Source organism: Actinophytocola sp. KF-1 (assembly GCF_054661535.1).
This window is the reverse complement of sequence record NZ_BAAFVK010000017.1, coordinates 141,282-156,581: the sequence shown is the minus strand read 5'-3', so window position 1 is coordinate 156,581 and position 15,300 is coordinate 141,282. Positions and strand designations below refer to the sequence as shown.

Below are 15,300 nucleotides of genomic sequence, written 5' to 3'. Positions count from 1 at the left end.
AGGTGGCGCGCAGAACCCCCGCAAGGGTGGCGGGGAAGATCAGCGGGGCGGGGGCTCCGGGCAGCCGCAGCTCGCGCGCCGGGTCTGCGTGACCGGCAGCATCTCCGAGCGGGGCTCGCGGTCCGGGTCGGCCAGGCGCTCGACCAGCATCTCCACCGCCTTCTCGCCGAGCCGGCGCATCGGCTGGGTCACGGTCGTCAGGCTGGGCCGCACGACCCGGCCGAGCGGGATGCCGTCGAACCCGACGACCGCCATGTCCCGCGGCACCCGCACGCCCTCCCGCTCCAGCACGTCGAGCCCGCCGATGGCCATCTGGTCGTTCGCGAACACCAGCGCCCGCGGCGGCGCCCCCCGTTCGAGCAGGCGGCGGGTCGCCTCGCGGCCACCGGCCTGGGTGAAGTCGCCCCTGGCGTCCGGCTCGCCGGGCACCGGCAGCTTCGCGGCGCGCAACGCTCGCTGGAACCCGGCGAAGCGGGCCCGCGCGTCCGGCGAGTCGTCACCCCCGCCGACGAACGCCAGGCTGCGCAGCCCGTGGTCGGCGATCAGGTGCGTGGTCAGCTCGAACTCGCCGTCGAGGTTCGCGACCTCCAGGTGGTCGAGGTGGTCGATCTCCCGGGGCCCGGCGATCATGACGACCGGCAGCCGCCGTGACATCAGCTCCAGGTCCTCGGTGGCCACGGTCCGCGCGAGCACCGCGAACCCGTCCACCCGCCCGGCGACCGACGCGACGAGGCTCTCCGGCCCGCCCGCCAGCGACGCGGCGATCAGCAGCGCGTACCCGTTGCGCCGCGCCGCGCGCTCCATGCCGCGGGTGATCTCGTCGGCGTAGAGGGTCTGCTCGGAGTCGTCGTCCTCGAGTTCGGGGTCGGCGTAGTCGGGGAAGCACAGGCCGAGCACGCCGGTGCTGCGGGACGCGAGGCCGCGGGCGTTGCCGCTCGGCACGTACCCCAGCTCACGCGCGGCGGCCAGCACCCGGTCCCGCGTCTGCTCGCGGACCGTGTCGGGGTTGCGGTACACGCGGGACACGGTCGCGATCGAGACGTTCGCCTTCTCCGCGACGTCGTACACCGTCGGTACCGCCACGTATCCTCCCGTATTCAATGGGTCGCTTCGCTCCTCCGCTAAGACCCCGTCTTCCCTCGTCGCGTGCTCGGCGCTGGCGCGCCTGCGCGCGCTCCTCAGTCCAGACGGGGCCCGCTCCGTCGCTCCGCTCCCGGGTGTAAGCGCATTCAACCGGGTCAAGCTACCGCTGGACATCCTGGTCGGCAACATGCCACGAACGCCACAGCTCCGCGTACCGGCCGCCCGCGGCGACCAGCTCGTCGTGCGTCCCGCTCTCGACCACCTTCCCGTTGTCCAGCACCAGTATCCGGTCCGCCATCACCGCCTGCGTCAGCCGGTGCGCGACGATCACCGTGGTGCGCCCCTCGGTCGCCGCGAGTGCCGCCCGCTCCAGGTCACGCGCGCCCGCGCTGCCCGCCTCCGCCGTGGCCTCGTCGAGGATCGCGACCGTCGGGTCGGCCAGCACCAGGCGCGCCAGCGCCACCTGCTGCGCCTGCGCCGCCGTCAGCGCGTGCGCGCTCTCGCCGACCACGGTGTCCACTCCGGACTCCAGCGCCCGCGCCCAGCCATCGGCGCCGACCAGCGCGAGCGCGGCCCACACCTCCTCCGCCGTGGCGGACGGCTTCGCGAGCCGCAGGTCCTCGACCAGCGGCCCGGAGAACACGTGCACCTCCTGGCTCAGCATCGCCACGTGCCGGGTCCGGTCCAGCTCGGTGACCGGCACACCGCCGAGCGTGACCGTGCCGCGTTCCTGCTCCAGCAACCCGGCCGCGATGCCGGCGAGCGTCGTCTTGCCCGCGCCGCTCGCGCCGACGACCGCGAGCCGCGTCCCGGCGGGCACGGTCACCGACACGTCGTCCAGCACGAGCGGACCGTCGTAGCGGTGGGCGATCCCGGTCAGCACGAGCGTCCCGTCCGCGGGCTCCCGCACCCGCTCCGGTGTCCGCGGCGGGTCGAGGTCCGCGACGCCGACGAGCCGCGCGAGGCTCGCACCCGCCGCCTGCACCTCGTCGAACTCCATGATCAGCGCGCCGACCGGGTTGAACAACCGGTGGAAGTACAGCGCGGCCGCGGTCGTCGCGCCGACGGTCACGAGGTCCGCGCGCACCAGGACGAACCCGGCCGCGAGGATCGCGGCCAGCCCGAGGAACTCGGCCCGGTTCATCCGCGCCACGAGCCGGGTGAACAGCCGGAACACGCCGATCGACAGGTCCATCGCGGCACGCGACCGGTCGTTGATCGCGCCGGTGTGCGCCTCCTCGAGCCGGTAGGAGCGCACGGTCGGCGCCGCCTGCAGCGCGGACACCATGGCCTGCGCGCGGTCGCCGATCGCGACCCTTTCCTCGGCGTAGAAGGGACCCGAGCGCGGTAGGTACCAGCGGACCGCGAGCACGTAGAACGGCGCGGCCACGAGCCCGGCGAGCCCGAGCCGCCAGTCGAGCGCGAACATGCCGCCCGCGGTGAGCACGACGGTCAGCAGCGCGGCGGCGAGGGTCGGCCCGGTCTGGCCGATCGCGGTCGTGACCACCGACACGTCGTCGCCGACCCGCGACAGCAGGTCACCGGACTTGACCTTGTCGAGGGTCGCGGCGGGCAGGTGCAGCGTGCGGTCGAGGACCCGCTCACGCAGCCGCGCGAGGACCGTCTCGCCCAGCCGGGAGATCAGCGTCGCGGACAGGCCGGTCAGCACGCCGACCAGCAGCGCGGCGGCGCCGATGACGGCGGCCGAGGTGAGCACGTCGCCGCGGTCCGCGCCCGCCGCGATGTCGTCGACGAGGTCGCCGAGCACCCACGGCGCGACCAGCCCGGCCGCGGCGGCGGCGACGGCGGTGATCGCGGTGACGACGCTCAGCACGGGCAGCGCACGGATCTCGGTCCACAGCGCGGCCGCGGTCCGCCGCGCGGAAGCGATCGGGAGCAGGTCGGTCATCGCAGGACCGCCTCCCGGTAGCGTTCGTCCACTTCGGACAGCGTGCCGTGCGTGCCGGCCGTGACGACCCGGCCGTCCGCGATCACCACGACCCGGTCGGCGATCGCCAGCAGCGCCGGGCTGGCCGTGATCAGCACGGTGCTCGCGTCGCGGCGCAGCTCAGCGATGCCGTGGGCGATCCGCTCCTCGGTCATCGCGTCGACGGCGGTCGTCGGGTCGCGCAGCACCAGCACGGGCGGCGCCGCCGCGAGCGCGCGGGCGAGCCCGATGCGCTGCCGCTGCCCGCCGGACAACGTCGTGCCGCGGTCGGTGACCGGGTGGTCGAGCCCGTCGGGGTGCGCGGCCACGATGTCCTCCGCCGCGGCCGCGCGCAGCGCCGCCGCCGGGTCGCCGGCCATGAGGTTCGACCGCAGCGTGCCCTCGAACAACGCCACGTCGTGGTGCTCCACCAGCACCTCGCGCCGTCCCGTCGCGAGGTCCAGGTCGGGCGCGGGCACCCCGCCGACCGTGATCGTGCCCGCGTAGTCCTCCGGCGGCACCACCCCGGACAGCAGGTCGACGAGCGCGTCGCAGTCGCGCTGCTCGTACCCGACGACGCCGACGATCTCGCCGGGCCCGACGGTGAGGTCGAGCCCGGTCAGCGTGCGGTAGGTGACGCCGTCGAGCCGCACACCCCGGTCGGGCAGCGGACCGGCGACCGTGCCGGGCCGCAGCACCGTGGGCGCGGACAGCAACGCGGCCACCCGGTTCGCCGACGCGCGGGCGTTCGCGAGCATCTGGCCCGCGGTGGCGAGCAGCCGCACCGGCTCGGCGATGAACTGCGCCAGCCCGACGACCGTGATCAGCTCGCCGATGGTGAGCGTGCCGTCGACCGCGAGCCAGCCCGCGAACCCCGCCACCGCGGCGAGGAACAACCCGCTGACCGCGGCCGACGTGCCCTGGTACACGCCGTTCGTGGTGGCGGCCCGCAGGCTCGCCCGCAGCGTGGTGCGGCTCGAGCGGCGGTACGCGCCGGCGGCGCTGTCCTGCGCGCCGATGCCCCGCAGCGCGCGGACGCCACGCACGAGGTCGGTCGCGAGCGCGGTCGTGTGCCCCGCGGCCTCCTGCGCGGCCGCGGCCCGGCGGGTGAGCAGCGGGCCGAGCACCTGCACCGCCGCGACCACCACCGGCACGCCGATCAGCACGGCCAGCCCGAGCGGGACGTGGATCGTCAGCAGTGACACGGCGGCCACGGCGAGCGCGGTGATCGCGGCGGGCACCAGCGCGATCGCGTGCATGGCGTACATCGACTTCTCGGCGTCGGACGTCGCGACCTGCATGATCTCGCCGGCACGCAGGCCGGTGCGGTGGCCGCGCGGGTCGAGCACCCGCGCGACCACCTCGATGCGGAGCTGGTGGGTCTCCCGCTGCTGCGCCACCACCCCGAGCCGCGCGCCGAACCGCCAGCACAGCGTCAGACCGGCGAAGAGGGCGGCCAGCACCGCCAGCCACAGCAGGATCCGGCCGGTGTCGCCGGTGCTCACGGCCTGGTCGATCGTCACCCCGATCAGCACGGGGACGAGCGTCTCGGCGGCCTGGTGCCCGCACAGGAGGGCGGTCGACGCCGCCAGCCTGCCCCGGTGCCGCCGGAACGAGCGGAGGAGCAGCCCTCCGCCGGTCAGTGCTGTCATGATCCCCCTCCAGGTGTTAGGTCACCCTAACCGGGAGGGGATCGGGTCACGAACGCGCTGCCCGCTCCAGTTCCACGGTCAGCCGGGAGACCTCGTCGGCGCCGTGCCCGGCCTCGATGGCGCGGGTGGCCAGCGCGTGCGCGGCCCGCATGACGCTCGCGTCGATCCCGCGGGCCTGCGCCGTCTCGATGATGTGGGCCATGCCCGCCGCGGCGGAGGCGATGTTCGACGACCCGTCGTCGTGCCGGTCCGCCTCGACGCGCTCGCCGATCTCGTCGATCACCCACGGGATCAGCGTGCCGATGCCCTTGGCCAGCGGCGCCAGCTCGGTCGCCGGGATGTTCTCCGCGCGTGCCATGGCGAACGCGTGCACCACCCCGGCGACCGACGTCCAGAACAGGTCGAGCAGCGCGACGTCGTAGCCCGCCGCCCTGCCCGGGTCCTCGCCCAGGTACCGCTGCGTGCCACCCAGCGCGGCCATGTCCACCTGCTGTCCACTGTGGAGCACCGCGGCGGCGTCGGTGCCGATGGAGTCGACCGGGGTCATGATCGCGCCGTCGGTGTAGGTGATGCCGTGGTCGGCCGCCCACGCCGCCAGCGCGCGCGCCGACTCGGGAGAGCCGCTGGTCAGCACGACCAGGTGGCGGCCCTTCAGCTCGTCGGTGGCCTGCGCCAGCACCGCGCGGGTCGCGGCGTAGTCGATCAGGCACACCACGGTCAGCGGGCTCGCCGCCACCGCCTCGGCGACCGACGCCGCGCGCGTGGTGCCGGGCGGGGTCGGTCTGGTCGCGGTCCGGGTCCAGGTCGTGGTCGGGTGTCCCGCCTTCGCGAAGGCCGCTGCCAGCGCATGTCCCATGGGGCCGAGGCCCAGGACGGTGATTGCTTCGGTCATGAGCGCGACGCTAAAGCCTGACACCGGTGTTAAGGTCAAGTCATGCGGATCGGGGAGCTCGCGAAGCGGACCGGGGTCAGCGAACGGTCGCTGCGCTACTACGAGGAGCAGGGGCTGCTCGCGCCGACCCGCACCCCAGCCGGCTACCGCGTGTACGCGGAGTCCGATGTGGACGTCGTGCGGCACGTGCAGATGCTGCTCGCCGCCGGGCTGAACACGGCGTTCATCCGCGAGGTCCTGCCGTGCATGGTCGACACCGGCGACGGGCTCGCGCCCGGCTGCCCCGAGCTGTTGCCGCACCTGCGGAAGGAACGCGACCGCATCACCGTCGCCATCGACGGGCTGTCGACCGCGCGCACCCTCCTCGACGGCGTCATCGCCGCCACGCCGCCGGACAACACCGAGTACGACGCGTGGGTCGCCGCGCGCGCCGGCTGATCCTTTCCACGTTGTGGACTCTTCTTCCACATCGTTGACCGCAGCACCCGCCGGGTGTTCCGATGATGGGCATGAGCCCTGCGCTGACCAAGCGGCGACACGTCGACTTCGCCCGGGTCTGCGCGCAGGCATGTCGCCGGTGACCCGCTAGCCCGTCTTCCCCCATCCCCGTGCGCGGCAACGTCCTGCCGCGCTGTTCCGGCATGCCTGGATGGAGCACGTAGTGTCCACTGTGGAACTCCTGGAACGGGTCGCGGCGCCGGTGGCACCCGCGGCCCGGCGCCGCCGCGGGCTACCCGACCTGCGGCGATGGCTCAGCCCCATCGCCCTGATCGCGCTGTGGCAGGTGTCGTCGGCGACCGGGCTCGTGCCGCCCGACAAGCTCAGCTCGCCGTGGACGGTGCTCCAGGCGGGGCTCGAGACGGCCCGGTCCGGTGAGCTGGGCGACGCGTTCGCCGTGTCGATCGGCCGGGTCGGGCTCGGCTTCCTGATCGGCGCGTCCGTAGCCGTCCTCCTCGGGGTCGTCGCGGGCCTGTCGAAGTGGGGCGACGTGCTCATCGACCCACCCGTGCAGATGCTGCGCACGCTGCCGTTCCTCGGGCTGATCCCGCTGTTCATCCTGTGGTTCGGCATCGGGGAGCAACCCAAGATCATCCTGGTCGCGCTGGGTGTCGCGTTCCCGCTCTACCTCAACGTGCACTCCGGCATCCGCAACGTCGACGACCAGCTCGTCGAGGCCACCACCGCGCTCGGCTTCACGCGGTGGGAACGGCTGTGGCACGTGGTGCTGCCGTCGGCGGTGCCGCAGACGCTCGTCGGGCTGCGGCAGTCGCTCGGCATCGCGTGGCTCGCGCTGATCGTCGGCGAGACCGTCAACGCCGACGCCGGGCTGGGCTACCTCATCAACAACGCCCGCGAGTTCCTGCGCACCGACGTGATCGTCGTGGGGCTGATCGTCTACGCCGTGCTCGGGCTCGTCACCGACGCGCTGGTGCGGCTGATCGAGAGGAGGGCGCTGCGGTGGCGGAAGGGCTGACCGTCCGCGGTCTCACCAAGCGGTTCGGGGCGCGGACCGTGCTGTCCGGCCTCGACCTCGACATCGCACCGGGGGAGTTCGTGGCCCTGCTGGGCCGCAGCGGCTCCGGCAAGTCGACGCTGCTGCGGGTGCTCGCCGGGCTCGACTCCGATGTGGACGGTACGGTCGCGGTGCCGGGCACCGTGTCGGTCGCGTTCCAGCAGCCGAGGTTGCTGCCGTGGCGGAAGGTCTGGCGGAACGTGGTGCTCGGGCTGCGCGGCCGGGGCGGCGACCGGGCGCTCGCGGAGAAGGCGCTCGCCGAGGTCCGGCTGGCCGACCTCGCGGACGCGTGGCCGCGCACGCTCTCCGGCGGCGAGGCGCAACGGCTCAACCTCGCCAGGGCGCTGGTCCGCGAACCGGACCTGCTCCTGCTCGACGAACCGTTCGGCGCGCTGGACGCGCTGACCCGGCTCGCCATGCACGCGCTGGTGGCCGACCTGTGGCAGCGCCACCGGCCGAGCGTCCTGCTCGTCACGCACGACGTCGACGAGGCGCTGCTGCTCGCCGACCGCGCGCTGATCCTCGACGGCGGCGTCATCGTCGCCGAACACGAACTGACCCATCCGCGTCCCCGCGCGCTCGACGACCACCTCGACGTGCGGGCGCGGGTGCTGACCGATCTCGGAGTGACCGAACATGCGTAAGGTGATCCCGCTCGTCGCCGCCCTCCTGGCACTGGCGGCCTGCGGCACGTCCCCCGCCACGCCGAAGGCCGCGGTGCCCTCGCCGGTGAGCGCCGACGAGCTGGCGAAGGTGACGTTGAAGGTCGGCGACCAGAAGGGCGGCTCGAAGTCGCTGCTCACGGCCGCCGGGCTGCTCGACGACCTGCCCTACGAGATCGAGTGGGCGACGTTCACGTCCGGCCCGCCACTGCTGGAGGCGGTGTCCGCCGGCGGTGTCCACATCGGACGCGTGGGCAACACGCCGCCGATCTTCGCGGCCGCGGCCAAGGCGAGGATCGCGGCGGTGGCGAGCTCGCAGGGCAACGTCACGAGCGACGCCATCCTGGTCTTGCCGGACTCGCCGATCAGGTCGGTCGAGGACCTGAAGGGCAAGACGATCGGCGTCGCGAAGGGCAGCTCCGCCCACGGCCAGGTGCTCTACAACCTGCGCGCCAACGGGTTGTCCACCAAGGACGTGACGCTCTCGTTCCTGCAGCCCGCCGATGCCTACGGCGCGTTCAACCAGGGGCAGATCGACGCGTGGGCCGTGTGGGACCCGTACACGTCGCAGGCCCGCATCGAGTCGGGGGCGCGGGTGATCGTCGACGGCAGCAGGACCGCGAACGGCTACTCGTTCCTCGTCGCGGGCACGGGCGCGCTGTCCGACGCGGGCGTGAACTCGGCACTCCGCGACTACGTCGTGCGGCACGCGAAGGCCGAGCGCTGGGCCGGCACGCACCGCGAGGAGTGGGCGCAGGCGTGGGCGAAGGAGACCGGCCTGTCGATCGAGGTCGCCCGCGCGACCGTGGACGCGGGCCCCGACCTGCCCGTGCCGCTGGACGACGCGGTCGTGCGGTCCGAACAGGACCTCGCGGACGCGTTCACCGAGGACGGCGTGCTGCCGGGGAAGGTCGACTTCGGGCAGTTCGTCGACCGCCGGTTCGCGGGCGACATCGAGAAGGGACAGTCATGAGCGTGCACCTGCACTGGTTCCTGCCCACCACGGGTGACGGCCGCACCATTGTGGAACGCTTCCACGCCAACAGGTCCCTCGGCCCGGCCGCGGCACGACAGCCGGGCATCGAGTACCTGGCGCAGGTCGCGCGGGCGGCCGAACAACTCGGTTTCGAGGGCGTGCTGACCCCGACCGGCACGTGGTGCGAGGACGCGTGGCTCACGACGGCGGCGCTGATCCGCGAGACGGCCACGCTGAAGTTCCTGGTCGCGTTCCGCCCCGGGGTGATCTCGCCGACGCTGGCCGCGCAGATGGCGGGCACGTACCAGCGGATCTCCGGCGGCCGGCTGCTGCTCAACGTCGTGACCGGCGGCGACGCGGTCGAGCAGCGCCGCTTCGGCGACTGGCACGACCACGACGCCCGGTACGCCCGCACCGACGAGTTCCTGTCCATCGTCCGCGGCGTCTGGAGCGGCGAGCCGTTCGACTTCGCCGGCGAGCACCTGTCGGTCGAGGGCGCGACCGCGCTGGCCCCGCCGGACCCGCTGCCGCGGATCTACTTCGGCGGGTCGTCCCCGGCCGCGTTGCCGGTCGCGGCCCGGCACGCCGACGTGTACCTCACGTGGGGTGAGCCGCCCGCCCAGGTCGCGGAGAAGATCGCGAAGGTGCGTGCGCTCGCGGGTGACCGCGACGTCCGGTTCGGCATCCGCCTGCACACGATCACGCGGGACACGTCGGAGGAGGCGTGGCGGGAGGCGCAGAAGCTGCTGGACGCGCTGGACCCCGCGCAGGTGCGCAAAGCGCAGGAACAGCTGGCGGCGAGCGAGTCCGAGGGGCAGCGCCGGATGGTGGCGCTGCACGGCGGCAGCCACGACGGCGACGCGCACTCGCTGGAGATCCACCCGAACCTGTGGGCCGGGGTCGGCCTGGTCCGCGGGGGAGCCGGGACCGCGCTGGTGGGGAGCCACAAGGAGGTGGCGGAACGGATCCAGGAGTACCACGCGCTGGGCATCGACGAGTTCATCCTGTCCGGCTACCCGCACCTGGAGGAGGCGTACTGGTTCGGGGAGGGCGTCCGACCGCTGCTTGTCGTGTAACCCGTCGAGGGGGTATACATAGGGGTATGCCCAAAATCAACGTGTACCTCCCCGACGACCTCGCCGAGAGCGTGAAGGAAACGGGCCTGCCGGTGTCGGCCATCTGCCAGCGCGCCCTGGAGCAGTCGGTGAAGCGCGTGACCGCCATCCGCGCCGTGCGCGACCTGACGAGTGCCGACCCGACCGCGGCGCTGACGTCGTTCACGCAGCGGTCCAAGGACGTGCTGACCCGGGCGATCGTGGCGGCGGCGACCCGCGGTTCGGCGGAGGTGGGCACCCGCGACCTGCTGCAGGGCATGCTGGAGGAGGGCGAGAACCTGGGGGTGCGCATCCTGGCCTCGGTCGAGATCGACGCGGGCGCGCTCCTGCGCGAACTGCGCGCGGAGCCGGCGCCACAGCCCGCCGAGGTGACCCGCATCGGCACGACCGCGGCGAACGCGCTCGAGCTGACCGTCGTCGAGGCCCTGACGATGGGCCACAACTACGTGGGCTGCGAACACCTGCTGCTCGGCTTGCTCGCCGAACCGGACGGGACCGCGGGCCAGGCGCTGCGCGAGCGCGGTGCGGAATCCCGCCAGGTGCGGCAGGTGGTGTCGGCCGCACTCGCGGGCTACGTGCACCTGCGGGCCAACGAGGGCGGCGCGGCCGCGCTCACCGCCGCGGTGGGCAAGGCGCTGGAGCCGGTGCTGCGCAGGCTGGACCGCCTGGAGGAGAACGCGGGGCTGAGGTAGCCGATGAACGTGCGCCACGTCCGCTGGATCGGGGGCGGCACCGGCGCGGGGAAGAGCACCGTCGCCCGGCTCCTCGAACGCCGCCTCGGCGCGATCGTCTACGACGGCGACCGCGCCGAACACGGGTGGATTCCCCGTGTCACGCAACAGGAACACCCCCACATGTACGCGGGCCTGCGGCTCACCAAGGCGGAACGGGCCGCACTGTCACCGTCGGAGAAGTTCCACGGCATGGGGGCACTCCACGGCGAGACCATCGGGTTCGTCGTCGAGGACCTCCTCGCCATGCCCGCTGACCGGCCGATCCTCGTCGACTGGTTCGGCATCACGCCCCGGGACATCGCACCGCTGCTCTCCCGGCCGGAACACGCCGTGTTCCTGCTGCCCACCAAGGAGTTCCGGGAACACGCACTGCGTACCCGCTTCGCGGACCCCGACCGGGCCCGCGCCAACTGGGGGAGTCTCGACCCCTCGGTCGCGCTGGCGAACCGGCTCGGGCGGGACGAGCTGTGGGACGCGGAGATCCGCCGCCAGGCACGGGAAACCGGGCTGCCGGTCATCGACGTCGACGGTACCCGCGGCCCCGAGTCCATCGCGGACGAACTGGCGGCGAACTTTCAGTCGTCGTAACGGATCTCGGCGTCCGGCACGCCGTTCACACACCGCAGCCGCACCTCGATCTCCTGCTCAGCCGACTGGAACTTGACCGAAGGGTGGTCCTCGACCTCGTCGTCGTCCGGATCCACCTGGTAGCCCTGCGCCGGGCTCGCCGACACGACCCGCACGAGCGCGCCCTCGCAGCGGGCGATCACCGTGCCGCCCTCGGTCACGGTCGTCGTGTCCTGGGGCGGCGGTGTCGTCGTGGACGACGTGGCAGGCGGGCGTGACGTCGGCCTGCTCGTCAGCAGCTCGTCTACTTCGGACTGGCTCAGCGGGTCCTGCCCGGCGCCGAAGATGTCCGTCCCGATCGCCGCGACCGCGGCCAGGCCGACCGCGGTCGCGGCCGCGGCGGCCACCACCCACAGCACGAACCCGGTCGTCAGACGCACGCCACCAGTATCGCCCAGCCGATGGTTAAGACACTCCTAACGCGTCCCTATCACCCGCGCTCGCGACCGGGACACCGGCTACGGTCGCACCCATGGCCCACGTACTCGTCGTCGAGGACGACGCGACGATCCGGTCGTCGATCATCCGCGGGCTCACCGACCGCGGGCACGCGGTGGTCTCCGCCCCGACCGCCATGGCCGGGCTCGAGCAGGCGGTGAGCGCGCGCCCGGACGTCGTCGTGCTCGACCTCGGGCTGCCCGACCTCGACGGCACCGCCATGCTGCGGATGCTGCGCGGCGTGTCCGACGTCCCCGTCGTCGTCGCCACCGCCCGCGACGACGAGACGGAGATCGTCGCCGTCCTCGACGCGGGCGCCGACGACTACGTGGTCAAGCCGTTCGGCGTCGCGCAGCTCGACGCCCGCATCCGCGCCGTGCTGCGGCGCGGCGGCGAGGAGCAGGCCGACCCGGCCGTCACCGTCGGCGGGCTGTCCGTCGACCCCCGTGCCCGCCGCGCCACGCTCGACCAGCGCGTGCTGGAGCTGACCCCGCGCGAGTTCGACCTGCTCCACTACCTCGCCGTGCGCGCGGGCGAGGTGGTGTCGAAGCGGGAACTGCTCACCGAGGTGTGGCGGCTGCCGTACGGCGGCGCCGACAAGACCGTCGACGTGCACCTGTCCTGGCTGCGCCGCAAGCTCGGGGAGACCGCGCAGGCGCCGCGCTACCTGCACGCGGTCCGCGGTGTCGGCGTCCGGCTCGCGGCCCCGGAGGCGTGACGTGCGACGGCGGGTCCTGCTGCTGGTCGCGGCCACCACCACGCTCGTGCTGGTCGCGTTCGTCGTGCCGCTCGCGGTGCTGGTGAAGAACGTCGCCGCCGACCGGGCCGTGCAGCGCGCGACCGTCGAGGCGCAGGCGCTGACCTCGTTCGTGGCCACCGCCGACCGGCAGTCGCTCGCCGCGAGCGTCCGGGAGGTCGACGCGAGCTCCCCCTACGACGTGTCCGTGTTCGTCGACGGGCAGGTGTACGGCGCCGCCGCCGACCGGTCGCCGCTGGTCCGGCTCGCGGAAGGCGGGTTGAGCCAGTCCGGCGAGGTGGCGGGCGGGCGGGAGATCGTGTTCGCCGTCGACCGCGGCGCCGCCGCCACCGCCGTGATCCGCACGTTCGTGTCCGACGCCGAGCTGGCGGCAGGCGTGCCGCGGGCCTGGCTGCTGCTCGGCGGGCTCGGGATCGCGCTGTTGCTCGTGAGCCTGCTGGTCGCCGACCGGCTCGCCCGCACGCTCGTCCGGTCCACAGTGGACCTCGCGGCGGTGTCGCACCGGCTGGGGCGCGGTGAGCTGGACGCACGCGCCGACACGTCCGCGCCCGGCGAACTCGGCGTGGTCGCGACCGCCCTGAACGGGCTCGCGGAACGCATCGACGGCCTGCTCCGCGAGGAACGGGAGACCATCGCCGACCTGTCCCACCGCGTCCGCACCCCGCTGACCTCGCTGAAGATGGAGGCCGACGCGCTGCCCGACCCCGAGGCCGCGGAACGCATCGGCGCCCGCGTCGACGCCGTCAACCGGGTGGTCACCGACGTGATCCACCACGCCCGCCGCCGCGGCGACCCGCCTGCCGTCGCCGACGCGGCCGAGGTGGTCGCCGACCGGGTCGCGTTCTGGGCGGTGCTCGCCGAGGACACCGAACGCGAGCTCACCGTCGACGTCGTGCCCGGGCCGCTGCCGGTAGCGCTGCCGCGCGCGGACCTGGAGGCGTGCGTGGACGCCCTGCTCGGCAACGTCTTCGCGCACACCCCGCACGGCACGGCGTTCCAGGTGGCACTCGTGCCCCGGCCGGGGGGCGCCACGTTGACCGTCGACGACGCCGGTCCCGGCCTGCCCGGCGGGCACGCGTTGCTGCGTGGGGTCAGCGGCTCGGGTTCCAGCGGGCTCGGCCTCGACATCGTGCGGCGGGCGGCGGAACGCACCGGCGGCTCGGTGCGCTTCGACCGTGCTGGTATGGGAGGTCTGCGGGTGGTCGTCGATCTCTTAGGTCCGCGTTAACCGTCCGCAAGCGCGCTCATAGGCCGTTGCCCGGCACCGTTGCGGTACCAGAACAGCGACGGAAGGAAACGGCATGACCAGGAAATTCCTCGTGGGCGCCGTCGTGGCCGGCGCGCTGACCGTCACGGCGGGCACCGCGCTCGCGCTGTCGCAGGACGACCAGCCGTCGTCCAGCGCGGCGCCGACGACCACCTCGACCACCACGTCTTCCCGTACGCCGACCGGCACCACGTCGTCCGGCACGCCGACCAGCACCACGTCGACGTCGACGAGCAGCGCACCGGCCGAACTGTCCGCCGACGACGCGTCCCGCCTGGTGCGGGAACGCATGGGCGGCACCGTGCACGAGGTCGAGCGTGAGGTCGAGCACGGCAGGCTGGAGTGGAAGGTCGAGATCACCGCACGCGACGGCGTCACCTACGACGTCCGCGTCGACGCGGTGACCGGCGACCTCACCAGGGTCGACCAGGACGACGACAACCGGGACGACAACCGGGACGACCGGGACGACGACGGTGGGCACGGCCGCCACGGTGGCGACGACGACCGTGACGACCACCGGGATCACGACGAGGACGACTGAGTCCGCGTTAACCTGCCGGGGTGAGCCGTGACATCGCCGTCCGTTCCGTGGACGCGTTCGCGCTGGCCACCTACAGCGGTGAGCTCGAACGCCTCTACCGGGAGTGCTTCTCCGCGCCCCCGTGGTTCGAACCGGAGGACCGCCTCGCCGGGTTCCGGGGACGGCTCGAACGGCACCTCTCCAACGCCGGTGCGGGCGGCGTCGTCGTGACCGACGGTGAGGGGCTCGTCGGCGCGGTCTACGGCTGGCCCGCCGGGCCGGAGCTGGCGTCCGGCTCACCGTTCGACGACGCGCTGGCCGCCGCCGTCACCCCGGCCACGGCCGCACGGCTCGTCGCACCCGCGCTGGTGGTCGCGGAACTGATGGTCGATCCACGGCACCAGCGGCGCGGCATCGGCCGCGCCTTGCTCACCCGTTACGTCGAGGACTGGCCCGCGGCCTGGCTCGCGACCCACCCCGACGCCCCCGCCGCCACCCTGTACCGGCAGGAAGGGTGGCGGCAGGAGTGCGAGTTCGACGTCGAAGACCACCCGATGGTGTTGTTCACCTGGCAGGCTCCCAGGCAAAGGGGGTCATCGGCTCGTCGAGTGGCGCGCGGCTGAGCCGGTTCGCGAACGTCGACAGGGTGTAGGCGCCGATGCCCAGCACCACCTCGAGCGCCTGCCGGGTGGTGAAGCCCGCGGCGACGAACGCGGCCAGGTCGGCGTCCGGCACGTCCCCCTTGTGCGCCAGCACGGTGAGCGTGAAGTCGCGCAGTGCCTGCAACCGCTCGTCGGGGAGCGGCTTGTCCTCGCGCAGGGCCGTGACCAGTGCCGGGTCCGCGTCGAGCCGCTCCAGGGCGGCGGTGTGCATGGCCACGCACAGGTGGCAGGCGTTGTGCGTGGCCATCGTCATGACCAGCGTCTCGCGGGCGAGCGGGTCGAGGCTGGTGCTGTCGAAGATGGCCGTGAGCTTGAGGAAGCCGTCGAGCAGCTGCGGCGACTCGGCGAGGCGCGCGACGGCGGTGGGCAGGTAGCCGAACTTCTTCTCGGTGGCGGCGAGCGTGCGGCGCGCGGCCTCCGGTGCGGTCTCGGCGGTGTGGTCGACGAACAAGGGTCTCCCTCTACGATGGAC

General features: G+C 73.4%; 17 protein-coding genes. 11 read left to right on the top strand and 6 right to left on the bottom strand.

The annotated features are described in order from the left end of the window. Positions 1-39 precede the first annotated feature (39 nt). The 4 genes from ACYQ77_RS39540 to ACYQ77_RS39525 all read right to left on the bottom strand — a co-directional run bounded on the left by ACYQ77_RS39540 (position 40) and on the right by ACYQ77_RS39525 (position 5,554). The gene (locus ACYQ77_RS39540; RefSeq protein ID WP_459721584.1) at positions 40-1,083 is read right to left on the bottom strand and encodes a LacI family DNA-binding transcriptional regulator; all 1,044 of its coding nucleotides are present in this window, start codon (positions 1,081-1,083) and stop codon (positions 40-42) included. Between the two features lie 160 nt (positions 1,084-1,243). Further along, positions 1,244-2,992, bottom strand: coding sequence for an ABC transporter ATP-binding protein (locus ACYQ77_RS39535; RefSeq protein WP_459721581.1), 1,749 nt, complete (start codon positions 2,990-2,992; stop codon positions 1,244-1,246). Continuing rightward, a complete protein-coding gene (locus ACYQ77_RS39530; protein WP_459721578.1) occupies positions 2,989-4,662 on the bottom strand; it encodes an ABC transporter ATP-binding protein in 1,674 nt (557 codons plus the stop codon). The genes ACYQ77_RS39535 and ACYQ77_RS39530 overlap by 4 nt, the downstream gene beginning before the upstream one ends. A 46-nt stretch (positions 4,663-4,708) precedes the next feature. Next, positions 4,709-5,554, bottom strand: coding sequence for an imine reductase family protein (locus tag ACYQ77_RS39525; protein WP_459721575.1), 846 nt, complete (start codon positions 5,552-5,554; stop codon positions 4,709-4,711). Positions 5,555-5,596: 42 nt separating this feature from the next. Between ACYQ77_RS39525 and ACYQ77_RS39520 the strand changes: the two genes are divergently transcribed. The 7 genes from ACYQ77_RS39520 (at position 5,597) to ACYQ77_RS39490 (ending at position 11,142) form a co-directional block, all read left to right on the top strand. Then, positions 5,597-5,992 (top strand): MerR family transcriptional regulator, encoded by a 396-nt coding sequence (locus ACYQ77_RS39520; protein WP_459721572.1) that lies wholly within the window; start codon positions 5,597-5,599, stop codon positions 5,990-5,992. Positions 5,993-6,203: 211 nt separating this feature from the next. Continuing rightward, entirely contained in the window at positions 6,204-7,028 is an 825-nt protein-coding gene (locus tag ACYQ77_RS39515; protein ID WP_459721570.1) for an ABC transporter permease, read from the top strand. Further along, entirely contained in the window at positions 7,013-7,711 is a 699-nt protein-coding gene (locus ACYQ77_RS39510) for an ABC transporter ATP-binding protein (RefSeq protein ID WP_459721567.1), read from the top strand. The genes ACYQ77_RS39515 and ACYQ77_RS39510 overlap by 16 nt, the downstream gene beginning before the upstream one ends. Beyond that, the gene (locus tag ACYQ77_RS39505; RefSeq protein WP_459721564.1) at positions 7,704-8,702 is read left to right on the top strand and encodes an ABC transporter substrate-binding protein; all 999 of its coding nucleotides are present in this window, start codon (positions 7,704-7,706) and stop codon (positions 8,700-8,702) included. The genes ACYQ77_RS39510 and ACYQ77_RS39505 overlap by 8 nt, the downstream gene beginning before the upstream one ends. Beyond that, positions 8,699-9,781: an LLM class flavin-dependent oxidoreductase gene (locus ACYQ77_RS39500; RefSeq protein ID WP_459721561.1), complete on the top strand. Its 1,083-nt coding sequence runs from the start codon at positions 8,699-8,701 to the stop codon at positions 9,779-9,781. The genes ACYQ77_RS39505 and ACYQ77_RS39500 overlap by 4 nt, the downstream gene beginning before the upstream one ends. A gap of 26 nt (positions 9,782-9,807) precedes the next feature. Next, positions 9,808-10,512, top strand: coding sequence for a Clp protease N-terminal domain-containing protein (locus tag ACYQ77_RS39495; protein WP_459721559.1), 705 nt, complete (start codon positions 9,808-9,810; stop codon positions 10,510-10,512). A 3-nt stretch (positions 10,513-10,515) separates the two neighbouring features. Continuing rightward, complete coding sequence (locus tag ACYQ77_RS39490; protein ID WP_459721557.1) at positions 10,516-11,142, top strand: hypothetical protein; 627 nt, start codon at positions 10,516-10,518, stop codon at positions 11,140-11,142. Here ACYQ77_RS39490 and ACYQ77_RS39485 read toward each other — a convergent pair. Beyond that, entirely contained in the window at positions 11,130-11,561 is a 432-nt protein-coding gene (locus ACYQ77_RS39485) for a hypothetical protein (RefSeq protein ID WP_459721554.1), read from the bottom strand. The two genes, ACYQ77_RS39490 and ACYQ77_RS39485, sit on opposite strands and share 13 nt — an antisense overlap. 92 nt (positions 11,562-11,653) lie before the next feature. On the opposite strand from ACYQ77_RS39485, the gene ACYQ77_RS39480 reads away from it, so the two are divergent. The 4 genes from ACYQ77_RS39480 (at position 11,654) to ACYQ77_RS39465 (ending at position 14,789) form a co-directional block, all read left to right on the top strand. Then, on the top strand, positions 11,654-12,337 hold the full coding sequence (locus tag ACYQ77_RS39480) for a response regulator transcription factor (RefSeq protein WP_459721552.1): 684 nt from the start codon (positions 11,654-11,656) through the stop codon (positions 12,335-12,337). A gap of 1 nt (position 12,338) precedes the next feature. Next, positions 12,339-13,604: a sensor histidine kinase gene (locus ACYQ77_RS39475; RefSeq protein WP_459721549.1), complete on the top strand. Its 1,266-nt coding sequence runs from the start codon at positions 12,339-12,341 to the stop codon at positions 13,602-13,604. Between the two features lie 73 nt (positions 13,605-13,677). Further along, entirely contained in the window at positions 13,678-14,187 is a 510-nt protein-coding gene (locus ACYQ77_RS39470; RefSeq protein ID WP_459721546.1) for a PepSY domain-containing protein, read from the top strand. Positions 14,188-14,207: 20 nt separating this feature from the next. Beyond that, entirely contained in the window at positions 14,208-14,789 is a 582-nt protein-coding gene (locus ACYQ77_RS39465) for a GNAT family N-acetyltransferase (RefSeq protein WP_459721543.1), read from the top strand. On the opposite strand, the gene ACYQ77_RS39460 is transcribed toward ACYQ77_RS39465, so the two are convergent. Then, a complete protein-coding gene (locus tag ACYQ77_RS39460; RefSeq protein ID WP_459721540.1) occupies positions 14,731-15,279 on the bottom strand; it encodes a carboxymuconolactone decarboxylase family protein in 549 nt (182 codons plus the stop codon). The genes ACYQ77_RS39465 and ACYQ77_RS39460 overlap by 59 nt on opposite strands. Positions 15,280-15,300: the final 21 nt, after the last annotated feature.

Coding starts and splice junctions, on each gene's coding strand:
- ACYQ77_RS39535 (WP_459721581.1), bottom strand. CDS start 2,992: ATGACCGACCTGCTCCCGATCGCTTCCGCGCGGCGGACCGCGGCCGCG.
- ACYQ77_RS39530 (WP_459721578.1), bottom strand. CDS start 4,662: ATGACAGCACTGACCGGCGGAGGGCTGCTCCTCCGCTCGTTCCGGCGG.
- ACYQ77_RS39525 (WP_459721575.1), bottom strand. CDS start 5,554: ATGACCGAAGCAATCACCGTCCTGGGCCTCGGCCCCATGGGACATGCG.
- ACYQ77_RS39520 (WP_459721572.1), top strand. CDS start 5,597: ATGCGGATCGGGGAGCTCGCGAAGCGGACCGGGGTCAGCGAACGGTCG.
- ACYQ77_RS39515 (WP_459721570.1), top strand. CDS start 6,204: ATGGAGCACGTAGTGTCCACTGTGGAACTCCTGGAACGGGTCGCGGCG.
- ACYQ77_RS39505 (WP_459721564.1), top strand. CDS start 7,704: ATGCGTAAGGTGATCCCGCTCGTCGCCGCCCTCCTGGCACTGGCGGCC.
- ACYQ77_RS39500 (WP_459721561.1), top strand. CDS start 8,699: ATGAGCGTGCACCTGCACTGGTTCCTGCCCACCACGGGTGACGGCCGC.
- ACYQ77_RS39495 (WP_459721559.1), top strand. CDS start 9,808: ATGCCCAAAATCAACGTGTACCTCCCCGACGACCTCGCCGAGAGCGTG.
- ACYQ77_RS39490 (WP_459721557.1), top strand. CDS start 10,516: ATGAACGTGCGCCACGTCCGCTGGATCGGGGGCGGCACCGGCGCGGGG.
- ACYQ77_RS39480 (WP_459721552.1), top strand. CDS start 11,654: ATGGCCCACGTACTCGTCGTCGAGGACGACGCGACGATCCGGTCGTCG.
- ACYQ77_RS39470 (WP_459721546.1), top strand. CDS start 13,678: ATGACCAGGAAATTCCTCGTGGGCGCCGTCGTGGCCGGCGCGCTGACC.